Annotated in this window: 19 protein-coding genes; 7 read left to right on the top strand and 12 right to left on the bottom strand. The window is 71.1% G+C overall.

What is annotated here, in order from left to right; all coding sequences use genetic code 11:
* The first annotated feature begins 3 nt into the window (after positions 1-3).
* Positions 4-1,191, top strand: coding sequence for a glycoside hydrolase family 1 protein (locus tag ACIPJ2_RS05980; RefSeq protein WP_402728321.1), 1,188 nt, complete (start codon positions 4-6; stop codon positions 1,189-1,191).
* A gap of 15 nt (positions 1,192-1,206) precedes the next feature.
* Here ACIPJ2_RS05980 and ACIPJ2_RS05985 read toward each other — a convergent pair whose 3' ends face one another.
* Both ACIPJ2_RS05985 and ACIPJ2_RS05990 read right to left on the bottom strand, forming a co-directional pair.
* Positions 1,207-2,193, bottom strand: a complete 987-nt coding sequence (locus ACIPJ2_RS05985; RefSeq protein WP_402727992.1) for a hypothetical protein — start codon at positions 2,191-2,193, stop codon at positions 1,207-1,209.
* Between the two features lie 59 nt (positions 2,194-2,252).
* Positions 2,253-3,425, bottom strand: a complete 1,173-nt coding sequence (locus ACIPJ2_RS05990; protein WP_402727993.1) for an ankyrin repeat domain-containing protein — start codon at positions 3,423-3,425, stop codon at positions 2,253-2,255.
* A gap of 71 nt (positions 3,426-3,496) precedes the next feature.
* On the opposite strand from ACIPJ2_RS05990, the gene ACIPJ2_RS05995 reads away from it, so the two are divergent.
* Together ACIPJ2_RS05995 and ACIPJ2_RS06000 are read left to right on the top strand one after the other, a co-directional pair.
* Complete coding sequence (locus ACIPJ2_RS05995; protein WP_402727994.1) at positions 3,497-4,723, top strand: glycosyltransferase family 4 protein; 1,227 nt, start codon at positions 3,497-3,499, stop codon at positions 4,721-4,723.
* Positions 4,720-5,418, top strand: coding sequence for a sugar transferase (locus ACIPJ2_RS06000; RefSeq protein ID WP_402727995.1), 699 nt, complete (start codon positions 4,720-4,722; stop codon positions 5,416-5,418). Before ACIPJ2_RS05995 ends, ACIPJ2_RS06000 begins: the two co-directional genes overlap by 4 nt.
* On the opposite strand, the gene ACIPJ2_RS06005 is transcribed toward ACIPJ2_RS06000, so the two are convergent.
* From ACIPJ2_RS06005 to ACIPJ2_RS06045, 9 genes are read right to left on the bottom strand one after another with little or no spacing between them, the layout of a single operon-like run.
* Complete coding sequence (locus ACIPJ2_RS06005) at positions 5,368-6,501, bottom strand: glycosyltransferase (RefSeq protein ID WP_402727996.1); 1,134 nt, start codon at positions 6,499-6,501, stop codon at positions 5,368-5,370. The two genes, ACIPJ2_RS06000 and ACIPJ2_RS06005, sit on opposite strands and share 51 nt — an antisense overlap.
* Positions 6,498-7,739: a glycosyltransferase family 4 protein gene (locus ACIPJ2_RS06010; RefSeq protein ID WP_402727997.1), complete on the bottom strand. Its 1,242-nt coding sequence runs from the start codon at positions 7,737-7,739 to the stop codon at positions 6,498-6,500. The genes ACIPJ2_RS06005 and ACIPJ2_RS06010 overlap by 4 nt, the downstream gene beginning before the upstream one ends.
* An 11-nt stretch (positions 7,740-7,750) precedes the next feature.
* On the bottom strand, positions 7,751-8,971 hold the full coding sequence (locus tag ACIPJ2_RS06015; protein WP_402727998.1) for a hypothetical protein: 1,221 nt from the start codon (positions 8,969-8,971) through the stop codon (positions 7,751-7,753).
* Positions 8,968-10,164, bottom strand: coding sequence for a hypothetical protein (locus ACIPJ2_RS06020; protein ID WP_402727999.1), 1,197 nt, complete (start codon positions 10,162-10,164; stop codon positions 8,968-8,970). Before ACIPJ2_RS06020 ends, ACIPJ2_RS06015 begins: the two co-directional genes overlap by 4 nt.
* Positions 10,161-11,309 (bottom strand): non-hydrolyzing UDP-N-acetylglucosamine 2-epimerase, encoded by a 1,149-nt coding sequence (gene wecB, locus ACIPJ2_RS06025; protein WP_402728000.1) that lies wholly within the window; start codon positions 11,307-11,309, stop codon positions 10,161-10,163. Before wecB ends, ACIPJ2_RS06020 begins: the two co-directional genes overlap by 4 nt.
* Positions 11,306-12,424: an NAD-dependent epimerase/dehydratase family protein gene (locus ACIPJ2_RS06030; RefSeq protein ID WP_402728001.1), complete on the bottom strand. Its 1,119-nt coding sequence runs from the start codon at positions 12,422-12,424 to the stop codon at positions 11,306-11,308. The genes wecB and ACIPJ2_RS06030 overlap by 4 nt, the downstream gene beginning before the upstream one ends.
* Entirely contained in the window at positions 12,421-13,482 is a 1,062-nt protein-coding gene (locus ACIPJ2_RS06035; protein WP_402728002.1) for a polysaccharide biosynthesis protein, read from the bottom strand. The genes ACIPJ2_RS06030 and ACIPJ2_RS06035 overlap by 4 nt, the downstream gene beginning before the upstream one ends.
* Positions 13,479-14,906, bottom strand: a complete 1,428-nt coding sequence (locus ACIPJ2_RS06040) for a polysaccharide biosynthesis tyrosine autokinase (RefSeq protein ID WP_402728003.1) — start codon at positions 14,904-14,906, stop codon at positions 13,479-13,481. Before ACIPJ2_RS06040 ends, ACIPJ2_RS06035 begins: the two co-directional genes overlap by 4 nt.
* A gap of 40 nt (positions 14,907-14,946) precedes the next feature.
* The gene (locus tag ACIPJ2_RS06045) at positions 14,947-15,378 is read right to left on the bottom strand and encodes a DUF3060 domain-containing protein (RefSeq protein ID WP_402728004.1); all 432 of its coding nucleotides are present in this window, start codon (positions 15,376-15,378) and stop codon (positions 14,947-14,949) included.
* Between the two features lie 184 nt (positions 15,379-15,562).
* On the opposite strand from ACIPJ2_RS06045, the gene dnaK reads away from it, so the two are divergent.
* From dnaK to ACIPJ2_RS06065, 4 genes are all read left to right on the top strand, one after another.
* Complete coding sequence (gene dnaK / locus ACIPJ2_RS06050; RefSeq protein ID WP_281266771.1) at positions 15,563-17,422, top strand: molecular chaperone DnaK; 1,860 nt, start codon at positions 15,563-15,565, stop codon at positions 17,420-17,422.
* 3 nt (positions 17,423-17,425) lie between these two features.
* Positions 17,426-18,061, top strand: coding sequence for a nucleotide exchange factor GrpE (locus ACIPJ2_RS06055; protein WP_281266772.1), 636 nt, complete (start codon positions 17,426-17,428; stop codon positions 18,059-18,061).
* A 23-nt stretch (positions 18,062-18,084) separates the two neighbouring features.
* Positions 18,085-19,089 carry a DnaJ C-terminal domain-containing protein gene (locus tag ACIPJ2_RS06060; RefSeq protein ID WP_402728005.1) on the top strand — a complete coding sequence of 335 codons (1,005 nt, stop codon included), beginning with the start codon at positions 18,085-18,087 and terminating at the stop codon, positions 19,087-19,089.
* Positions 19,090-19,199: 110 nt separating this feature from the next.
* A complete protein-coding gene (locus ACIPJ2_RS06065) occupies positions 19,200-19,610 on the top strand; it encodes a heat shock protein transcriptional repressor HspR (protein ID WP_402728322.1) in 411 nt (136 codons plus the stop codon).
* A gap of 67 nt (positions 19,611-19,677) precedes the next feature.
* On the opposite strand, the gene ACIPJ2_RS06070 is transcribed toward ACIPJ2_RS06065, so the two are convergent.
* Positions 19,678-21,777, bottom strand: a complete 2,100-nt coding sequence (locus ACIPJ2_RS06070; RefSeq protein WP_402728006.1) for an Ig-like domain-containing protein — start codon at positions 21,775-21,777, stop codon at positions 19,678-19,680.
* Positions 21,778-21,833 lie beyond the last annotated feature (56 nt).

The following is a 21,833-nucleotide window of genomic DNA, read 5'->3' on the forward strand; positions in this document are numbered from 1 at the left end:
CCCATCATCACCACGCTGACATTCCCGGACGGCTTCCTCTGGGGCGCGGCCACCGCTGCACACCAGATCGAGGGCAACAACGTCAACAGCAACTGGTGGGTGCACGAGCACGAGCCGGACACCTCCATCGTCGAGCCCTCCGGGGACGCCGCGGACAGCTACCACCGGTACCGCGAGGACATCCGCATCGCGGCCGACCTCGGGCTGAACTCCTACCGGTTCAGCATCGAGTGGGCGCGCATCGAACCGGAGCGCGGGTTCGTCAGCCGTGCCGAGATCGACCACTACCGCCGGATGGTCGAGGCCTGCCACGAGTTCGGCATCGAGCCGATCGTCACCCTCATGCACTTCACCGTGCCCCGGTGGTTCGAGCGCGACGGCTTCTGGCGTGCACCCGACGCCGCCGACCGCTTCGCCCGCTACACCGAGGCGGCGCTCCCCGTCGTCTCGGACGGCGTCCGCTACGTCTGCACGATCAACGAGCCGAACATCGCGGCGATGCTCGCCGGAGGCGAGGACGCCAGGAACCTGGTGGCCTACGGCCTGCCGAACCCGGACCTGGGAGTCGCCGACGCCCTGCTGGCCAGCCACCAGCGGTCGCGCGAGGTGCTGGGACAGGTGTCGGGCCTCCAGTCCGGGTGGACCGTCGCGACCCAGGCGTTCCGCTCGAACGGCGAGCCCGGCGCCGACGAGATGCTCCGCGAGTACGGGTACCCGCGCGACGACTGGTACCTGGAGAACGCCGCCGGCGACGACTTCCTCGGCGTGCAGGCGTACACCCGCACGTTCGTCGGGCCGAACGGTCCGCTCCCCGTCGACGAGACGAACGAGACCACCCTGACCGGCTGGGAGTTCTACCCGGAGGCCTCCGCCGACGGACTTCGCAGCGCGTGGGAGCTCTCCGGCCACGTCCCGCTGATGATCACCGAGAACGGCATCGCGACCGCAGACGACACCCGTCGCCAGGCCTACACGCAGGGCGCCCTGGAGGGGATCCACCGCTGCATCGAGGACGGCATCGAGGTTCTCGGGTACCAGCACTGGTCGCTCCTGGACAACTACGAGTGGGCGTCCGGCTTCCGGCCGACGTTCGGGCTGGTGTCCTGGGACCCGGTGACGTTCGAGCGCACCCCGAAGCCGTCAGCGCACTGGTACGGCGGAGTCGCGAAGGCGAACGCCCTCGAGTCCTGACCCGCCGGCTGCCCGTCACCGGGCAGCCGGCGCGCTCCTGGTGTCCGCCGGGATCGTGAACAGCCGGCTCGTCTCGGTCCGCCCGTTCGCGGTCTGCTCGATGGCGAACCGGAACTCCGTCACACCTGCCGGGACGGTCAGGGCGAACGCCCACGTGCCGTCACCGGACACGGCGTGCTCCCCGGGGGTGAGCGGGTTGCCGGAGGCATCCAGGACGCGGAACGAGGCTCGGGGCGTCGCGGTGCCGGTGAACCGGTTCTCGACACCCGGCTGCACGGTCGCCGGACCGGTCACCGTCACCGGGTCGAGCGCCGGCGGGTCGATGACGACGGACAGGGGCACCCGGTCGTACTCGATGCCGTTGATCTCCTGGATCGCGACGAGCGGGTTCGTGCCGATGGACAGACCGGTGACCGTGATCGACCACGTGCCGGTGTTCGCGTCGACGACCGTCCCCTGACCGCCGATCGACACGCGGGCACCCTTCGTCGCCGTGCCGGCGATCACCGCGGACTTCGCGACGGGGTCGACCGATCGGATCTCGGCGACCAGCTTCGTCCGTGCCGGGCCCGGGCGACCCACCCACGGATCGCCGCCGCCCCATCGCTCGACCCGGCCGCCGTTCCGGCCGTACGCGACCGAGGTGAAGCGGACCGTCATGTACTCGCCGGGTTGCACCCAGGACGGCCAGGGCTGCGACCCGATCGCCAGGGGGCGGAGCTCCCTGCTGCTCGGCGTCACACCGGCGGCGGTGACCTCGCAGCGGACGGCCTCCTGGCACTCGGGCGTCGCGGTGACGGTGACGGACGTCGCGGTGCCCGACACCTTCTTGTCGATCGGCGGGTACGCGAACGGGCCGGCCAGGACCGTGCCGCCGGCGTCGTGCGGCGGCGTCGCCGCCGCCGATGCTGATGCCGGTGTCGTGACGACGAGTCCGACAGTGGCCGCCACGGCCAGCGTGGCGAGGGCGATCAGAGAGCGTGGTCGCGTCGAGGGACCCATGTGCGGGACGCTAGCGAACATCCTGCATCCAGAACAGGAATATCGACAAGCCGGTGTGGTCAGGTGTCGTCCGCGAGGACCTGGGCCACGGTCGGCTCACGGAGCAGGTCGGCGCGGTCCGCGGCGGTCGAGCCCTCGTCGTCCCGGGCGTCCCGGTCCACGTCGAGGTCGAGAGCGGCACGCACCGTGTCGACGTCCCCGGAGTCGACCGCGGCGATGAGCAGCGTCGCACCGCGCGACCCGCGCACACCGGGGTCCGCCCCCGCCTCGGCGAGGGCGCGCACGATCGCCGCGTGGCCACCCCAAGCCGCGCGGACGATCGGCGTGTTGCCGTCGGTGTCCCGGGCCTCCAGGTCGGCGCCTGCAGTGACGAGGACCGCGACGGCACGACGTGCGCCGCGGTCGATGGCCAGCGTCAGCGGCGTGCGGCCTTCGACGTCGTGCAGCTCGAGGGAGGCCCCGCGCCCGATGAGCTCCTCGAGCATCTCCGGCCGGTCGAACCAGGCTGCGGCGTGCAGCGGGGCGAAGCCCCATCGCGGGTCCAGGTCGTCGACGTCGCTGGCGTCGTCGGCGAGGTGCAGGCCGCCCAGGTCGCCGTACGCTGCGGCGCGGACCACCTCGTCCGCCCACTCCACCCATCCGTCCGGCACCGGACCGTGCCAGCCGCGTGCCGGACGCGACTCGAGGCTGGTGAAGTCCGCTTCGTTGACGCTGCGGACCTCGATCGTGACGTCCGTGAAGCGGATCGCGACCTCGCCGATGGGGGAGACGAGGAGCCGGAGCTCCCAGGCGTCCCGACCCGCGTGCTCGATCTCACCGCGGATGACGTGCGCGTCACCGGCGAGGAGGGTCGCTGCGTCGAGGAGCGGCGGCTCGATCACGGCGTCGTCGAAGCGGACACGGACGCGGGCGTGGTTCCAGCGGCGCCAGAGTCCCTCTGGCGTGTCCAGCACCTCGTCGTTGCGGACCAGCACGTCCGCGTGCAGGACCACGGGGTCCGGTTCGCCGTGATCGGGCAGGGATGCGGTGTCGTCGTCCGCGGGCGCCTGGTGCCGGTGGCCGTCCTCGACCGTCCACCTGGCGATGCGGGAGTCGGTCCACCGGACCGTGGCGAGGGCGGCGACCGGCGGAGGTGCGTCCTGCACCAGCCGGGCCAGGTGGTCGGTCTTGCCCTCGAAGTCCTCGAGCGACACGTAGCCCACTGACGGCCAGTTCACTCGACTCCATCGCACGGGGTCGAGACTAGCCGGAATCGACCGGTGAACTCCTCGTGTGAATGTATTTCAAATGTTAATATTGCAACGTGCATGCCGATCGCCGACTCCGGACCCTCATCGTCTCGCAGTACTACCCGCCGGAGAACGTCGGCATGATCGTCCACTCGGTCGCGATCGGTCTGCACGCCCGCGGGCACGACGTCACCGTCCTCACGGCGTTCCCCAACCACCCGGGCGGCCGGGTGTTCCCGGGCTGGAAGCAGCGGTTCGGCCACGTCGAGCGACGGGACGGCGTGACAGTGCATCGCGTCCCGATGTGCCCGGACCACTCCGACCGGGCGTTCGCCCGGGTGATCGCCTACCTGAGCTTCGCGCTCTCGACGTGCTCCGCGTCGAGACTCGGCCGCGATGCCGACGTCGTGTACGTCTACAGCGCGCAGCCGACGGTCGGGATCGCACCGATGCGGTGGCGACGACGGTTCCGGACGCCGTACGTCATGCACGTCCAGGACATCTGGCCGGAGTCCGTCACCGGGTCCGGGATGATCGCCAACCGCTGGGCGACGCGGGCAGTCGCACGCGCAGTGCTGTGGTGGCTCCGGTCGGTGCTCCGGGCGGCCGCGCACGTCATCGCGATCGCCCCTGGTGCCGCGGCGCTGCTGACCGATCGTGGCGCGGACCCCGACCGGACGACGTCGCTGCTCAACTGGGTCGAGCCCCGCAGCGGGGACGTCGTCCGGGACGTCCGCGACGACGGGCGGACCAGGATCGTGTACGCGGGCACGCTCGGGCCGAACCAGGGCCTCGACACCGTGGTCCGTGCCGCGGCCCGGTGCGGTGACCTCGGGGACCTGGAGTTCGTCGTCATCGGGACCGGGGTCGTCGACGGCCACCTCCGGGCGCTCGCCGCGCAGCTCGGAGCAGGCAACATCGTGTTCCGGGCGCCGGTCCCCGCGGCGCAGATGCCCGAGGTGCACGCCGACGCCGACTTCGAGATCGTCTCCCTCGCGGATGCCCCGATGACCGCGGTGACCGTGCCGTCCAAGCTCCAGCAGGCGCTCGGGCACGGTGTCCCGGTCATAGCGGCACTCTCCGGGGACGCCGCGGACCTCGTCTCCGACGGTGGTGCCGGGATCGTCGTCCCGCCGGGTGACGTGGACCGACTGGAGGCGGCATTCCGCCGCGCGCACGCGACCAGCGGGGACGAGCGCAGGCGGCTGTCCGCCAACGCCCTGGCCGTCGTCGCCGAGCACATGGACGGCGGCGTCGCGCTCGACCGTGTCGACCAGATCCTGCGGAAGGCCGCGCGGTGACCGCCGGGGACGCGGGGGCCCGCCGCGCGTGGGACTCGTGGAAACGCGTCGCCGACCTGATCGGCGCGAGCACGCTGCTCGTCCTGTTCGCGCCGTTGCTGCTCGTCCTGGCGGTCGTCGTCCGCGCCGGCGGCGGTGGTCCGGCGCTCTACCGGCAGACCCGGCCCGGTCGGGACGGCGTGCCCTTCCGGATCCTCAAGTTCCGGTCGATGCGACCGGACGCCGCGTTGGAGCTCGCCGGCACCGAGGGCGACCACCTACGCATCACGCGGGTCGGGCGGTTCCTCCGCGCGACCAGCCTCGACGAGCTGCCGAACCTGGTGAACGTCGTCCGCGGCGAGATGAGCCTGATCGGCCCGCGCCCCCTGCTCGTCTCCTACCTCGACCACTACTCGGAACGGCAGGCGCGCCGGCACGAGGTCCGCCCGGGGATGACCGGCCTGGCGCAGGTCCGCGGCCGCAACGCGATCGACTGGGCGAGTCGGCTCGAGTACGACGTCGAGTACGTCGAGCGGCGGTCACCGGTGCTCGACCTCCAGATCCTCGTGGCCACCGTCCGCACCGTGCTCTCACGCCACGGGATCGCCCAGCCGGGGCACGCGACGATGCCGACCTTCGAGGGCACCGACCCCTCGCCGCGCGCCTCAGTCGTCGCCGAACACCAGGTCGAACACGTGCGGCTGCTGCACGGTTGACCGCCAGCGGTCGTAGACGTCCGCCGCCGCTCCGGCACGGCGCGCGAGCTCCGGCGCGGGCATCGCGGCCCACGACTCGATCGTCGCGGTCCAGGCGCCGTCGTCGACGACCGCGCCTCCGCCGTCGCGGACCCGGTCCGACCAGGGCGTCGTGTCGGGCAGGAGCACGGGGCGTCCGACCGACAGCGTCTCGGCGACGGTGTGCCCGAAGTTCTCCGCGGCGGTCGCGGTGACCATCGCGTGCGAGCGGGCGATGCACTCGAGGACGTCGTCGTGTTCGAGCGTCCCGGTGAACGCCACCTCGACGTTCGTGGGGAGCCGCCGTGCCGCATCCAGGCACCGGCGTGCGTAGGCGGTGTCGATGGCAGGACCGACGACCTGCAGGCGGACACGCCTCCGCACGTCCGCCAGCGCCTCGATCAGCAGGTGCGTCCGCTTCTTCGGGCTGATCCGCCCGACCGTCACGAGCTCGAGCACCTCGCCGCGCTCGGGTGCACGTCGCCGGGCCCGGTCCGGGAGCGACGTCTCGTTCTCCCGGACCACGACCCGGGTCCGGCCGCCCACGGCGGCCCGCACGTGGTCGGCCTCGTCCTCCGTGGACGCGTGCCACGTGACGCCGTGGAACACGCCGAGCGCTCGAGCAGCGCGCAGGTAGCAGCGCTTCTTCCGGTTGCCGAGGGCGAGCGCTCCCGGGTCGAGTTCGCCGCGTGGGGCGAGCAGGACCCGACGGGAGCGCATCACCCCGAAGCGTCGGAGCAGGAGCGGGAGCACCGAGAACCGCGCGTCGAACACGCTGTTGACGTAGGTCAGTTCGGGAGCGGGTCGTGCGCGCAGGGCACCGACGAGCGACCACGCGCCGGACACGCCACGGGTGTCGAGGTAGCGGATCGTCACGGCGCCGTCCACCACGGGGCACGTGGGGACCACGAGCCGTTCGGCGGCGCCGAGGTCACGATCCCGCGTCACCACCTCGAGTGCGACGTCCGCCGGGGCGGTCCTGACGAGCGCGCCGAGCGTCCGGATCGGACCACCCCCGTCGACCGCCGGCGCGAAGTACGGCGCGAGGACGCGGACGCGCCTCATCGTGCGACACCGCTCGAACGGCCCGCGGCCAGCGACGACACCAGGTCGCGCCACCGGCGAGCTGCCACGTGGAGGGCGTACGTCGTGTCGACGTGCGCCCGTCCGCTCCGGCCCATGGCGTCCGCGCGCGGACGGTCGTGCAGGACCTCGGCGACCGCACGGGCCAGGTCGTCCACGATGTCGTCGCCGAACGGCACGTGGACGCCCGCGAGCGCCGGTACCGCGTGCTCGGCGCCGCGGGTCGCCGTGGTGACGACGGGGAGTCCGGCGGCCATCGCCTCGAGGAAGACGACACCGAGTCCTTCCTCGCGGGAGGCCAGCGCGAAGACCGACGCCGTGCGGAGCAGCGCGGCGAGATCGGTGTCCGACGGTGCCGCGACCACGTCGACGTCGTTCCGGAGGCCGAGCGCGTCGATCATCGCCCGGTGCGCGGCGGGGAGACCGTGGCGGCCGGCGAGGACGAGGCGGTTGGTGACGCCGTGGTCCCGGCGTGCGACGGCGTAGGCGCGCAGCAGGGTCGGCACGTCCTTGCGCGGGTCGTTGAGCCGGCTGACCATGACGATCGGTCCATCATGCACCCGGACGTCCGCCGGTCGGAAGCGGTCGGTGTCCACGCCCATCGGGAGCAGACGGACCGGACGGCTCGTCAGTTCGGCGAGGCGATCCGCCATCGAGCCGTTCAGTGTGACGACCGCATCGGGCAGCTGCAGCGCCCGCCGGTCGAGGTGTGCTGTCGACGCGGTCGCCCGCCGGAGGAGGAACCCGCGGGCACCGGGGGTGTCCGCGAGGCGCGCGGCCCGTTCCTCCTCGACCAGCGAGGCCACCTTGAGCACCCAGGGGATCCGGACGTCCCGCATGACGCAGCCGATCGCCGGCGTCCCCGCGATCACCACCGCGGCGTCGCACGCGTCGACGAGCTCGGTCAGCGGACGTCGCGGTCGGTAGCGGTTCGCTTCGACCTCCGGCATCACGGTACCGACGTCCCACACGGCCCGGTCGCCGTCCGGCCGGCGGGCCGCGAGCACGCCGCGGACGATCGACCGCGGTCGGAGGAGCGATGCGTGTTCCGGTGCGGCGTGGAACATCCGCGGAGCGACGATGCGGACGTCCCACCGCTCGTGGACGGGCACCGAGTCGCCCCCGAGCGCGTCGGCGACGAAGTCGGCGACGGCGGCCAGGCCGCCGCCGGGGGCTTCACGGGTGCGGTACTCGGGAACGACGATCGCGAGCTTCGGCATGCTGTCCTCTCTCATCGGATCGGTTGTCGGACGGGGGAGGACCCGTGGCGGACCACGAGGAGGCTGCACCACCACGCGACCGCGTTCACGGCGGTGACGACCGTCGCCGTGGCGACGAGCGCGCCGATCCCGAACGGTGCGGCGGCGACCGCGGCCGGTACCCGGACGACCGCCGAGACCGTGCGCAGGGCGACGATGCGCTGCGACAGTCCCAGTGCCCGGTGCGCGGACTCGGGCACCGACGCCACCAGCTGGAACAGCAACTCGACCGCGGTGCAGAGCAGCACGGGCGCGACGAGCGGCCAGGTGTCGCCGAGCAGCGCACGTCCGACCGACGGTGGGAGCGATCCCGCCGCGGCGAGCACGACGAGTGCGGGAGCGGCGACGAGACAGAGCACGGCGGTGTCACCCGCGAGGCCACGGACCCCGCGCCCGTCGGCGAGCCGGGAGACCGCTCGTGGGATGAGCAGGGACCGGACGGCGCCGAGGCCCACCGTGACCGGACCGGCCAGGGTCCCGGCACCTCGCAGTGCTGCGGCGACGGACAGCCCACCGATCGCGGTGGCCACCCACGTCACGAGCTGCACCACACCGCTGCCGATCAGCGTGTCCGCGGCGAACGCGACCGAACGGGACGTGGGCACGGGTGTCGCACGCCAGCGCGGGACCACGTCGAAGCGTTGCCAGACGCACGACGCGTACCCGAGCGCCGAGCCGGTGCCTGCCCAGACCGCGAAGGCGGTCACGGCGGTCCAGGGGCCCAGTGTGGTCGCTCCGAACGACACCGCGGCGGCGAGCAGCCACACGGCTTCCACGGAGGCCGCTGCGCGGGTGGACCCCCGCGCGACGAGGACGGCACGGGCACACTCGCGGAGGGTGATCCCGTGGAGTGCGAGGGCGCCGACGAAGAGGTACTCGGACCGCAGCAGGACCGCCGCGACTCCCGCCACGACGGCGCCGCCGAGCCCGAGGACGGAGGCGCGACCGAGCAGCCGGAGCTCCGGCGACCCGCTCGGGTGGACCACGAGCGGGTCGGTCACGGCCGACCGCGCGAGTGCCGTCAGGAGCACGATGGTCGCCGCTGCGATCGCGAACCGCCCGGTCTCGTCGACCGTCGACACCCGGGCCACCGCGATGGCGACGAGGAAGCCGGAACCACTCGTGCACGCGGCCACCACGAGCGCGCCGACCGCCCGGTTCCGCAGCCGAGTCGCAACGCCGTCGACCGTCACCTGTCCCGCTCCCGCGCCCAGACCCAGAGCACGAGCACGACCGGGGAGGCGGCGACGACCGCTTGCAGCATCGCGATCGACGCGTCCGGCGGTGTCGAGAACCACGCGAGCGGACCGCTCACGAGCAGGGTCGCGAGGACCAGCGCAACTGGGCGCCGGCCGATGGCGTCCCACGGGCGGAGCGAGACCATCGCGGCCGCGAACACGGCGTACAGCAGGACGACGACCGCACCGCCCCAGAAGAACCACGTGGTCGCGACCGGCAGGAACGTGTACGAGGAGATCGACGATCCGCCGAGGAACTCGTTGATGGCGTTGCCCGAGGTGATCGCGGGCCGCTCGGGGTCGAGGAACCGCGGGACGAGACCGTAGCGGACCGTCGCCCACAGATCGGGCTGACCGAGGTCGTGGCCGGCGCCGTACTGCTGCGCGCGCACGATCTGCTCGTCGAACCGCAGACGGTCGCTCGCGGTCACCGCATCGCTGACCGCGATCCCGTCCGCTCTGCGGAGGTCGTTGCGGACGGCGAACACCACCGGCCACGATGCGATGCCCGCCGTCGCCAAGCCGACGATCCACCGGGTGGGCACCAGCTTGGTCATCACCGCCAGCGTCATCGCGGTGATGATGAACGTCGTCGTGGCCGCCGTCGTGCCACGGACGACCGCCATGGTGATGTGCGCCACGACGAGGAGCACGATCCACCTGACGGTGGCGCCCCGACCCAGCCCACCGAGTCCGTTCGCCGCGACGAGCAGCGCGAGTGCCAGGACCGGCCACGACGTGAACGGCGTCAGCAGGGTCAGCACGCCGGACGGGACGACCGCGTTCACCTGCGACAGCAGGGTGAGCCCGCCGAGGAGCACGAGCGTGAGGTTCGCCGTGACCGCCGCGACCGTCACCCAGCGCGCCACGGTCGCGACACGGCCCGGGTCCCACCGGACCGCGCCGTCGAGCCGGGCGGTCGCGGGGCGTCCTGAACGCCGTTCCGCGCAGGCGAGCAGCGCGATCGAGCCCTCGACCGCGACGGTCCCGAGCAGCGCGAGCCCCGCGGTCCGGACGATGAAGTCGATCCCAGGGGCGTCGTTCCACACCGCCATCGGCAGGATCAGCAGCACGTACGGGGCTGCGACGACCAGCGTCGTCGTGAACCGCAGTGCCGGTCGGCGGACCGCCGCCCGGACGGCCGTCACGGCCGGCGCCGGATCCCGGCGTTCGCGTGGTGCGCGTGCGCCGTGCCCAGGACGAACCCGACCACGCGCCGGGCGGTGTCCTGCACCGAGTACTCGGACGGGCCTCCAGACCGGGTGTGACCGGTGGCGGTGCGCACGAACCGCACCGCCTCCGTCACCGCACTGGCTGTGACCCCTGCGGTGATCATCGAGCCGGTGTCGATCGCCTCCGGCCGCTCGATGCGGTCGCGGAGCGTCACCGCGGGGAACCCGAGGATGACCGACTCCTCGCTGATCGTGCCGGAGTCGGACAGGACGACGAACGCCGAGCGCTGCAGTTGGTTGTAGTCGTGGAAGCCGAACGGCTCGTGGAACCGGACACGCGGGTACGCCGACAGGTCGATCGTCGCGAGTGACCGCCGGGTCCTGGGGTGCGTCGAGACCAGGACGGGGAGGTCGTACTCGTCGCCGACCGCCTGGACCGCCTCGAGCAGCGCGACCAGTCGGGCCGGGTCGTCGACGTTCTCCTCACGGTGGGCGCTCACGAGCACGTAGCCGTCGCGGGACAGGCCCGTGCGGTCCAGGACGTCGCTCGCCTCGATCCGGCGGCGGTGGGTCGTGAGCACCTCGCCGAGCGGTGACCCGGTCAGCACGATCCTGGACGGGTGGAGGCCCTCGGCGAGCAGGTTCCTGCGGGCGTGTTCGGTGTACACGAGGTTGTAGTCGGCCACGTGGTCGACCATGCGGCGGTTGGTCTCCTCCGGCACGTTCTCGTCGAACGAGCGGTTGCCGGCCTCCATGTGGAACACCGGGATGCGCATCCGCTTCGCCACGAGCGCCGACACCGCGCTGTTCGTGTCGCCGAGGATGAGCACGCCGTCCGGACGTTCCTCGCGCAGGACCCGTTCGGTCTCGAGCATGATGCCGCCGAGCACGGTGCCGAGTGACGTGGTGTCGATCGCCAGGTGGTGGTCGGGCCGGCGGAGGTCCAGGTCCTCGAAGAAGACGTCGTGCAGCTGCCGGTCGTGGTTCTGCCCGGTGTGCACCAGGACCTGGTCGCAGGTCGCGTCGAGCAGATGGATCACCGCGGAGAGTCGGATGACCTCGGGGCGGGTGCCCACGATCGTCACGATCTTCGTCCGGTCGGATCCGTGTCGCGTGGTCATGCTGCGTCCTGGTGGGTGTCGGGTCGGGCGGGGTCGAAGAGGTCGTTCGTCCAGAAGGCCGTGACGAGCGGGGACGTCCCGGTGTTCGTGATCGAGTGCGCCCACAGCGTCGGCATGTCGACCGCGACCGGGTCCTCGCCGGAGACGTCGATGACCTGGCGTTCGCCGGTGAGCACCCGGCGGAGCACGATCCGGGCGCTGCCCTGCACGACGACGAAGCGTTCGAGCTTGCGGCGGTGGAAGTGGTTCCCGCGGGTCACACCGGGGAGCGTGGTCGAGACGCCGGTCTGTCCGGTGCCGCCGTGGCTCCGGACGAGCTCGGTGAACGCGCCCCGGTGGTCGGATGCCGACGTGAGCCGCTGGACCGGTGCGACCCCGAAGGCGTAGGAACGGTAGGTGTTCAGCAGATCGCGGTCGTACGGACCCGGGAGCGCCGGGATCTCCCCCCGGTCGTAGACGTTCGCCAGGGCGCGCAGCCGTGCCGCGAGCTCCGGGATCGTGATCGTCGTCCCGCGCGACGCGAGCTCCTGCTGGTCGATGTGCCCGACGAGCGCTTCGGCGACGTCCTGGGCGTGCACGAAGGTCCGGACGTGGTCCGAGTCGACCGGGAGCGCCTGTCCACGCGCCAGGCGGTCGCAGAACGTCGACGTCACGGTGTTGTGCCCGGGGACGCCGTGCTCCCCGAAGACGTTGTCGATGACGACGTCGGTGTAGCGGGCTCCCCAGCGGGCGGCGGCGCGGAGCAGCACCTCGCCGGCGAGGGCCTTCCCCTCGGCGTAGGCCCCGACGGAGCCCGGAGCGGACGAGTTGGCGTAGACGACCTCACGGGGCGATGCCCCCGATCGCTCGAGCGCGTCGACGAAGCGGTGCGCCAGCTCGACGTTGCCCTCCCGCAGTTCCCGGTCGGTGCCGCGGACGATGCCTGCGACGTGCACGGCGGTGACGGTCGGGGCCAGCGCGGCGACCTCGTGCAGGGACGGGTCCTGGACGCGGACGTCCACGTCGCGCCACGGCCGTCCGTCGGCGTGGAGCAGGGCGCGGAGGTGCCATCCGACGAAGCCGCCCCGGCCGCTGACGGCGAGGAGCCCGTCGCCGCGACCGCTGCGCGAGCTCACGCCGCGACCCCGACCGGGGTGCGGCCGGCGCCGGCGAGCGCGGTGCGGATCTGCGGCAGGGTCAGCAGGAGGTCCTCGACACCCCGGACGTCGAGTCGGTCGACGGTGTGCGAGTCGTAGGCGACGCGTTCGGTCTGCTCCGGGTCGCCCTCCTCGTAGTAGGCGGCGTAGTTGAGGTCACGGATGTCCGCCGGGATGCGGAAGTAGTCGCCCATGTCCTCGGCGCGCGCGAGTTCCTCGCGGCTGGCGAGCGCCTCGGAGAGCTTCTCCGCGTGCCGCGTCCCGATCACGCGGAACGGGTCGCCCTGGACGCCGAAGAGGTTCGCGAGCGCACGGGCCAGGTCACCGATGGTGCACGAGGCGGCCTTCTTCACGAACAGGTCGCCCTGGTTCGCGTGCACGAAAGCGTGCTCCACCAGGTCGACGCTGTCGTCGAGCGACATCATGAACCGGGTCATCTCCGGGTTCGTGATGGTGAGCTCCTGCCCACGGCGGAGCTGGTCGACGAACAGCGGGATGACCGAGCCGCGGGAGTACATCACGTTGCCGTACCGCACGCAGGAGACCTTGGTCGTGGCGTCGGCGTTGTTGAGCCCGAAGGACAGCGCGACCTTCTCCATCAGCGCCTTGCTGATGCCCATCGCGTTCACCGGGTAGACGGCCTTGTCGGTGCTCAGGCACACGACCGACTGCACATCGGCGGCGACCGCAGCGGCGACGACGTTCTGGCTGCCGAGCACGTTGGTCCGTACCGCCTCCAACGGGAAGAACTCGCACGAGGGCACCTGCTTCAGTGCGGCCGCGTGGAAGACGTGGTCGACACCGCGCATGGCGCGGCCGACGCTCTCCGGCTCGCGCACGTCGCCCAGGTAGAACCGCGCGCGCGGGTCGCCGAGCTCGTGCCGCAGCTGGTCCTGCTTGGCCTCGTCGCGGCTGAGGATGCGGACCTCGCCGACACCGCGGGCGAGCAGCCGCTTGGTCACGGTCTTGCCGAAGGACCCGGTGCCCCCCGTCACGAGGACGCGGGAGCCGATCAGGGATTCGGTGCTGGAGATCATGGTCTGTCCTGTCTGGGGGTTCGGTTCGTTCTCGTGGTCCGTGTCCGCTCCGGCGGGGCTGAGTGGTTCCGGCGCTCCGGCCGGTACGCGTACCCGTCGGTTCGTCGTGGGACGGCGGCCATCCCGATGGCGATGCCGACCACGCGCGCGCCGGCGCGGTCGAGCACGGCGAGCGCGTCGCGGAGTTCCGTGGTGCGCGAGCGTCCGACGGCCGTCACGACGAGGGCGCCGGCCGTCGAGCACGCGAGGACCGCGGCGTCCGTCACCGGCAGGAGCGGCGGCGTGTCGATGAGGACGTGGTCGTGGGTGTCCGCGAGCGCACCGAGCACCTCGGTCATCGCGTCCGAGGCGAGGAGGTCCGCCGGGTTCGGCGCGGCGGTACCCGTCAGCAGCACGGAGCCCGTCCCACCCCAGGGGTGGAGGACGTCCTCGAGCTCCGCGCGGCCGATCAGCACGTCGGTGAGACCGGCCTCGTTCGGCATGCCGAGCCGCGTTGCGATCGCCGGACGACGGAGGTCGCAGTCGACGACGGCGACGGTCGATCCCCCCTCCATGAGCGCTGCGGCGAGGTTCAGCACCGTCGTCGTCTTCCCCTCGCCGGCGCCCGCGGACGTGACGACGACGACGCGATCGGCGCCCGACCGGCTGACGAAGCGCAGGTTGGTCCGCAGCGACCGGAACGCCTCCGCGAAGGACCCGTGGGTGTCGCCCTGGACGTACACCGGAGCGCGCTCGACGTCCTTCGTCCGCGGGATGAGTCCGAGGACCGGGCGGGCGGTGACGGCCTCGACCTCGGCTCGCGTGCGGATCCTGGTGTCGAGGAGGTCCCGGAGCAGCGCGGCGAGCACACCGACCGCGAGTCCGGCGCCGATGCCGAGCAGGATGCTCCGCATCGCGCGGGGCGTCGCTGGGGTCTCCGGGACGAGTGCCGGTTGCACGGTCCGGATCGACACCGGGGTCGGCCCGTCCGGTGTGGCGCCCTGCTCCAGGTCGTCGGCGACGAGCGCGGTGAAGCTCTCGCCGATGGCGTTCGCCGTCGCCGCCGCGCGCTCGGCCGACGTGTCGTCCACGGTGAGATCGAGGAGCACGGTGTTGATCGGCGACGCCGCGGTGACGTGTCCCGCGAGTTCCTGCGCCGTGGTGTCGAGACCGAGCGCGTCGATGGCCGGCTGGAGGACGCGGGGTGTCGTGATGATGTCCACGTACGACTGCACTCGCTGTTCGGCCGCGTTGCCGCCCTGGAGGAGATCGGTGGTGGAACCGGCGCCGGCGGCCTGGACCGTGACGTACATCCGGGTCGTCGCGTCGTACGTCGGGACGGCGAGTGCCAGCTGCCCGGTCGCTCCTGCGACGCCGACGGCGAGTCCCGCGAGCACCACGCGCCACCGCCGACGGAGCGCGCTGAGGATGTCGGGGAGGTCCATGTCGTTCCTTCGGGTGAGGGGAGCTGCGGGCGGGGTCGGTTCAGCGGACGGTGTTGCCGTGGCCCTGGTCGTCGACCTCCGGTGTGGACCCCGTGACCGTGACGGTGTTCCCGGAACCGAGGAGCGTGACGTGTTCCGTTCCGGTGACGGTGATCTGGTTCCCGCTGCCCTCGACCATGAGCGCCTTCGTCTTCCCGAGGGTGACCGTCGCACCGGCACTGACGATGGAGACCGTGGCGCAGTCCCCGAGTTCGTGCGCGTCGCCGTCCCCGCTGATGACCGCCTGCGCACCGTCGCAGGTGTTGTCGTACGGTGCGCGCTCGGTTGCCGTCGAAGCGGTCGCTGATACCGACGGCTTCGAGGCGGAGTCGTCCGTCGGCTGCTGCTGTGCGCAACCGGAGAGCAGGAGCGCCGCGCCGGCGACGGCGATACAACCGATGGCGACGCGAGATGTCGGGTTCAAGCCAAGCATGTATTCAGAATATCAGTTGAATGTTAAATATCGCAATAGTGATATCGCGGAGAACTTGCGTCGTTCGGACGCAACTTTCAGTTCGCTGGGTTGACTCGGCTCCAGTCTGGAGTAGAGTTGAGTCCATCGGACGCAAGTCCGCAGACTTCAGCAGCATCCGCATCAACAGAAGGAGCACCAACACATGGGACGTGCAGTAGGCATCGACCTCGGAACCACCAACTCCGTCGTCTCCGTTCTCGAAGGCGGCGAGCCCACGGTCATCGCGAACGCCGAGGGCATGCGCACCACGCCGTCGATCGTCGCGTTCACGAAGGACGGCGAGGTCCTGGTCGGCGAGACCGCCAAGCGCCAGGCCGTCACGAACGTCGACCGCACCATCGCCAGCGTCAAGCGCCACATCGGCACCGACTGGACGACGGACATCGACGGCAAGAAGTACACGCCGCAGGAGATCTCGGCGCGCATCCTCGGCAAGCTCAAGCGCGACGCCGAGCAGTACCTCGGCGAAGACGTCACCGACGCGGTCATCACCGTGCCGGCGTACTTCAACGACGCCGAGCGCCAGGCCACCAAGGACGCCGGTGAGATCGCCGGACTCAACGTCCTCCGCATCATCAACGAGCCGACCGCGGCCGCGCTGGCCTACGGCCTCGACAAGGGCAAGGAAGACGAGCTCATCCTGGTCTTCGACCTCGGTGGCGGGACGTTCGACGTCTCCCTGCTCGAGGTGGGCAAGGACGACGACTTCTCCACGATCCAGGTCCGTGCGACCTCCGGTGACAACCGCCTCGGTGGTGACGACTGGGACCAGCGCATCGTCGACTACCTGATCAAGAAGTTCAAGGACGAGCACGGCGTCGACCTGTCCACGGACAAGATCGCCAAGCAGCGTCTCAAGGAAGCCGCAGAGCAGGCCAAGAAGGAGCTCTCGAGCCAGCTGAGCGCCAGCATCCAGCTGCCGTACCTCACGCTGACGGCCGACGGCCCGCTGAACCTGGACGAGACCATCTCGCGCGCCCAGTTCGAGCAGATGACCTCCGACCTGCTCGACCGCACCAAGAAGCCGTTCAACGACGTCATCAAGGAAGCGGGCGTGTCGGTCAACGACATCGCGCACGTGGTCCTCGTCGGCGGCTCGACCCGCATGCCCGCCGTGGCCGAGGTCGTCAAGTCGCTGACCGGTGGGAAGTCGCCGAACCAGGGCGTCAACCCGGACGAGGTCGTCGCCGTCGGCGCCGCACTGCAGGCCGGCGTGCTGAAGGGCGAGCGCAAGGACGTCCTGCTCATCGACGTCACCCCGCTGTCGCTCGGCATCGAGACCAAGGGCGGCCTGATGACGAAGCTCATCGACCGCAACACCGCGATCCCGACCAAGCGGAGCGAGACCTTCACGACCGCTGACGACAACCAGCCGTCGGTCGCGATCCAGGTCTTCCAGGGCGAGCGCGAGTTCACCCGCGACAACAAGCCGCTCGGCACGTTCGAGCTCACCGGCATCGCGCCGGCTCCCCGTGGCGTCCCGCAGGTCGAGGTCACCTTCGACATCGACGCCAACGGCATCGTGCACGTGTCCGCGAAGGACAAGGGCACCGGCAAGGAGCAGTCGATGGTCATCTCCGGCGGCTCCTCGCTGCCGAAGGAGGACATCGAGCGCATGGTCCGCGAAGCCGAGGAGCACGCGGCCGAGGACAAGGCCCGTCGCGAGGCCAACGAGCGTCGCAACCAGGCCGAGCAGCTCGTCTACTCGATCGAGAAGCTCATCAAGGAGAACGACGAGAAGCTCCCCGCCGACGTCAAGTCCGAGGTGCAGGCCGACGTCGACGCCCTGAAGTCCGCCCTTGCTGGTGAGGACGACGACGCCGTCAAGACCGCCTTCGACAAGCTCAACGAGTCGCAGGGCAAGCTCGGCCAGGCGATCTACGCGCAGCAGGACGCGGGCGCGGCCGCCGGTGGCGACCAGCCCACGGACGAGCAGCCGGCCGACGACGAGGACATCGTCGACGCCGAGGTCGTGGACGACGACGAGAACGACAAGAAGTAGCCGATGACGGACTCCACGAACGACGACAACGTCGAGAACAACGAGGAGCCCCAGGTCGAGGGCGACGCCACGAACGCGGCGGAACCAGAGGACCTCATCGAGGCCGAAGGCCCCGATGTCGAGGTGTCCACCGACGCGGCGAACGACCTCAGCCCCGAGGACGAAGCGCTGCTCGCCGACGCGGCCCGCGGCATGGCCGAGGACAAGCTGTCCACGGCCGACCGTGACCTCGTCGCCGAGATGCGGGCGGACATGCTCCGTGCGCAGGCCGAGCTCGTGAACTTCCGGAAGCGCGTCGAGCGCGACCGAGAGGCCAACCGAGAGGTCGCGATCGCCGAGGTGGTGCGCGCACTCCTGCCGGCGCTCGACGACCTGACCCGCGCCGAGGCACACGGCGACCTCGCCGAAGGTCCGATGCTGGTCATCGCGCAGAAGATCCGTGGCGGCTTCGGCAAGTTCAAGCTGGAGCAGATCGGTGAGAAGGGTGAAGCCTTCGACCCGACCATCCACGAGGCGATCGTGCAGCTCCCGACACCGGGCGCCACCGGCCAGACCGTGGCGGACGTCGTCGAACCGGGCTACAAGCTCGGTGAGCGGGTCCTCCGTGCGGCCAAGGTCGCGGTGGCGGTCCCGGCCTGATCCGGGCAGGAAGGTAGGTATCCGTGGCCAGTCAGGACTGGTTCGACAAGGACTTCTACAAGGTCCTCGGCGTGTCCAAGGACGCGTCCGAAGCCGAATTGAAGAAGACCTACCGGAAGCTCGCGCGGCAGTTCCACCCGGACTCCAACCCGGGTGACACCGCGGCGGAGAACCGCTTCAAGGAGATCAGCGAGGCGTACTCGGTGCTCTCCGACAAGGAGCAGCGTGCCGAGTACGACCAGGTCCGCGCCATGGGCTCCGGCGCTCGCTTCACGGCGGGCGGCGGAGGCCAGGGCGGCGGCTTCGAGGACGTCTTCGGAGGCATGTTCGGTCAGCAGGGCGGTGGCGGACAGCGTGTCCGCTTCGGCCAGGGTGGCGGTGGCGGCTTCGAGGACATCCTCGGCGGCATGTTCGGCGGCGGCGCCGGGGGCGGCTTCGGCCAGTCCTCCGGCGGGTACCGCGGCTTCGGTGGTCCGACGAAGGGGCGCGACGTCACCGCGACGACGACGCTCGACTTCACGACGGCCATCGCCGGCGACACCGTCAAGCTGTCGCAGGGCAACGGCCGTCCGGTCAACGTCCGGATCCCCGCTGGGGTCGCGGACGGCCAGAAGATCCGGCTCCGCGGTCGCGGTGAACCCTCGCCCGACGGCGGCGAGTCCGGTGACCTGGTGGTGACCGTGCACGTCCGCAAGCACCCGGTGTTCGAGCGCGACGGGCAGAATCTGCGCCTGGACGTCCCCGTGACGTTCGTGGAGGCAGCGCTCGGCGCGACCATCCAGGTGCCCACCCTCGGCGGCGACCCCGTCAAGCTCCGGGTCGCACCAGGCACACCCTCCGGCCGTGTCCTGCGCGTCAAGGGGCGAGGCGTCGCGACCAAGAACGGGACGGGCGACCTGCTCGCCACCGTCCAGGTGGCGGTGCCGTCGCACCTGTCGGACAAGGCGAAGGAAGCCGTCGAGGCACTCGCGGCGGCCCTGCCGGACGAGGACCCCAGAGAAGACCTGCTCGCCAAGGCGCGCAGCTAGCACGACCAACCCGGCCTGGAGGCTCGGCGCGGCTCCGTCAGGAAGCCGACCCGAGCCTCCAGGCTGTTTCCAGACCACGCGGACGACGGAAGGAGCACTCGATGACCGACATGGACGAGAACTCGCCCGTCTTCGCGATCGCGGTCGCGGCGGAACTGGCGGAGATGCACCCGCAGACGCTGCGGCAGTACGACCGGCTCGGCCTGGTCGTGCCGGGGCGGACCCGAGGCGGGTCCCGCCGGTACTCGATGCGCGACATCGTGCAGCTGCGCGAGATCGCGCGCCTCGGTTCCGAAGGGGTGTCGCTGGAGGGGATCCGGCGGGTGCTCGAGCTCGAGAACGAGAACAAGGAACTGCGCGACCGGGTGCGTGAGCTCGAGACGGCCCTGGCCGACCAGCTCATCAACCGGCCGGGCGCGCGGGTGTTCGCGGCCACCACGACGGGAGCAGCGGTCTCCCTGCGAGCCGGTGCACGGCCGCAGCGGAACACCCAGATCGTGCTCTACCGCGGGCCGCGCTGACGGGCATCTGAACACCGAGGAGCCCCGGACCGTGTGTGGTCCGGGGCTCCGCTGCGCGTGCCTGGCGTCAGTTCGCCGGCTGCATGGGGTGCACGATGCGCTTCACCTTGAGGCCGCTGTCCGCCTGGGTGAGGACCACCAGGTACTTCGAGTCGGCCAGCGGCCGGGTGATGGTCCACTCGCCGGTCGTCGCGTCCGCCGTCGTCGTCAGCCGGTACGCCGCGTACTGCTCGCTGTCGCCGAACGGGTCCAGGGTGACCGTGGTGCCCGGGGTCGCCGTCCCGGTGAAGGTCTGGACCGTGCCGGGGGTGAAGCGGTCGCCAGGGCTGGTGAGGACCAGGTCCGCGGTGGCCTCCGGGGTCAAGCGGACGCCCGTGATCTGCTGCACGACATCGCCGTCCACGTCCTGCCGGAACGCGAGGACGTGGTACTCGACGTCAGCGAGGCCGCGCTCGATCGTCCAGGCGCCGGTCGTGGCGTCCGCCGTGGTGGTGAGCGTGTAGCCCGCCATCGCCGGCGACCAACCGAACGGGTTGAACTCCACGGTGGCACCCGGCGTCGCCGTTCCCGAGAACCGCTGCGGGCCGGGCATGAAGGTGCCGCCGGACCGGTGCGAGGTGAGGGTGAGGTCCTGCGGTGCGACGTCTTCGTCCGGGGTGAAGGTGACGTCCTTCATGACCGAGGTGCGACCGTCTGCCGTCGTCTGCGTGAAGGTGATCTCGTAGCCGTCCTTGCTCGCGAGGTCCGCGGACGCCTCCCAGGCGGCGACACCCGAGCGGCTCTGCTTCGCTTCGGTGCGGAACAGCTCCGTGCCCGCGGCGTCGGTGGCGACGATCGTCGCTCCGGCCTCCGCGGACCCGGAGAACGTGCGCTCCCCGGGCTTGTAGGTGTTCTCGGCCTCGATACCGTCCACCTCGAGCAGACGGGGGAGGGCGACGCGTTCCGAGGTCGCGGAGTAGCGCTGGCCGTCGAAGCGCAGGGCGACGAGGTCGAGTTGCTTGCCGGTGAACTCCGAACCGACCGAGAAGCCCCAACCGCTGCCCGGTTCCTGGTAGTGGGCGACCACACGGTCTCCGTCGAGCACCTGGATGCCATGGGTCTCCTGGAGTTCGCCGATGAACTGGAGTCGACCGTTCGGGTGCACGATCAGCTCCCGGAGAGCCGGCGCGACGACGTCCGGGTCGGTCGGGAGGGCTGCGATGTCGACCTGCGCGGCGGGAGACTCCACACCGTCGGCATCCACGGCGACCACGTCGAGCGTGGTGCCGACGTACTCCTGCGGGATCGTCGCGACGAACACGTGTTCCTCGGTGACCCGCGGCTCGCCGATGGGTTCGCCGTCCTTGTTCCGTACCTCGACCGCGGCAGTGCGCTCGTCGACGTTGCCCCAGACCGTGAAGTCACCGTCGATGCGTCGCTCCGAGGGTCGCACCTCGGGAGCGGACGGCCCTTCGGTGGCAGCAGGAGTGAACCGGACCGACTCGACCCGACTGCTGCGGCCGTCGGGGAGCGTCTGGGTGAACGTGACGGTGTGATCGGTCGCGGCGAGGTCCGCCTCGGCGCTCCACGTGCTCGGCCCGTCTGCTGCGCGCGCAGCTGCGTCGGTGGTGAACAGGGTCGTGCCGTCCTCGTCCGTGGCCGTGATCGTCGCGCCGGCGGAAGCAGATCCGGCGAACCGGTGCGACCCGGGGACGAAGGTGTTCTCGTCTTCGATCCCGTCGACGCGCAGGGTCCGGGGGAGCGGTGCCCGCTCGGTCCGCGTCGTCGAGCCGTCGGCGGCGACGTGGACGCGGACGAGATCCAGTGCTCGGTCACTGTACTTGTCCGGCGCGAACACCTGGAACACGCCGGTCTCGCCCGGCCAGGCGCTGATCACGGTGGCACCGTCGAGCAGGTAGACGTGGTCGGACCCCGCGTGGCCGAGTACGACCCGGGCGCCGACGGTGGTGTCCCGGATCGACAGGACCTGGGCAGCCTCGAGCTCGGGATCGACCGGGATCGTGTCGATCGGTTCGTCCACTGACGACGTGGAACGGGGATCACCCGTCTGCGCTGCCGCCGGGGCGGTGGTGGCGGATGCGACGGCGGGGCTGACGAGGCCGACGCCCAGGGACGCCGTGACGATGCTGCAGACGACTGCAGTGGTTCGGAACGGGATGGGGGTCATGGAGACTCCTTCATGAAGGGAATCGTCAGTATATTCGTATGTTGAATATCACAATG

Origin of the sequence: Curtobacterium sp. NPDC090217, from assembly GCF_044746705.1 — a bacterium.
Lineage (GTDB): Bacteria > Actinomycetota > Actinomycetes > Actinomycetales > Microbacteriaceae > Curtobacterium.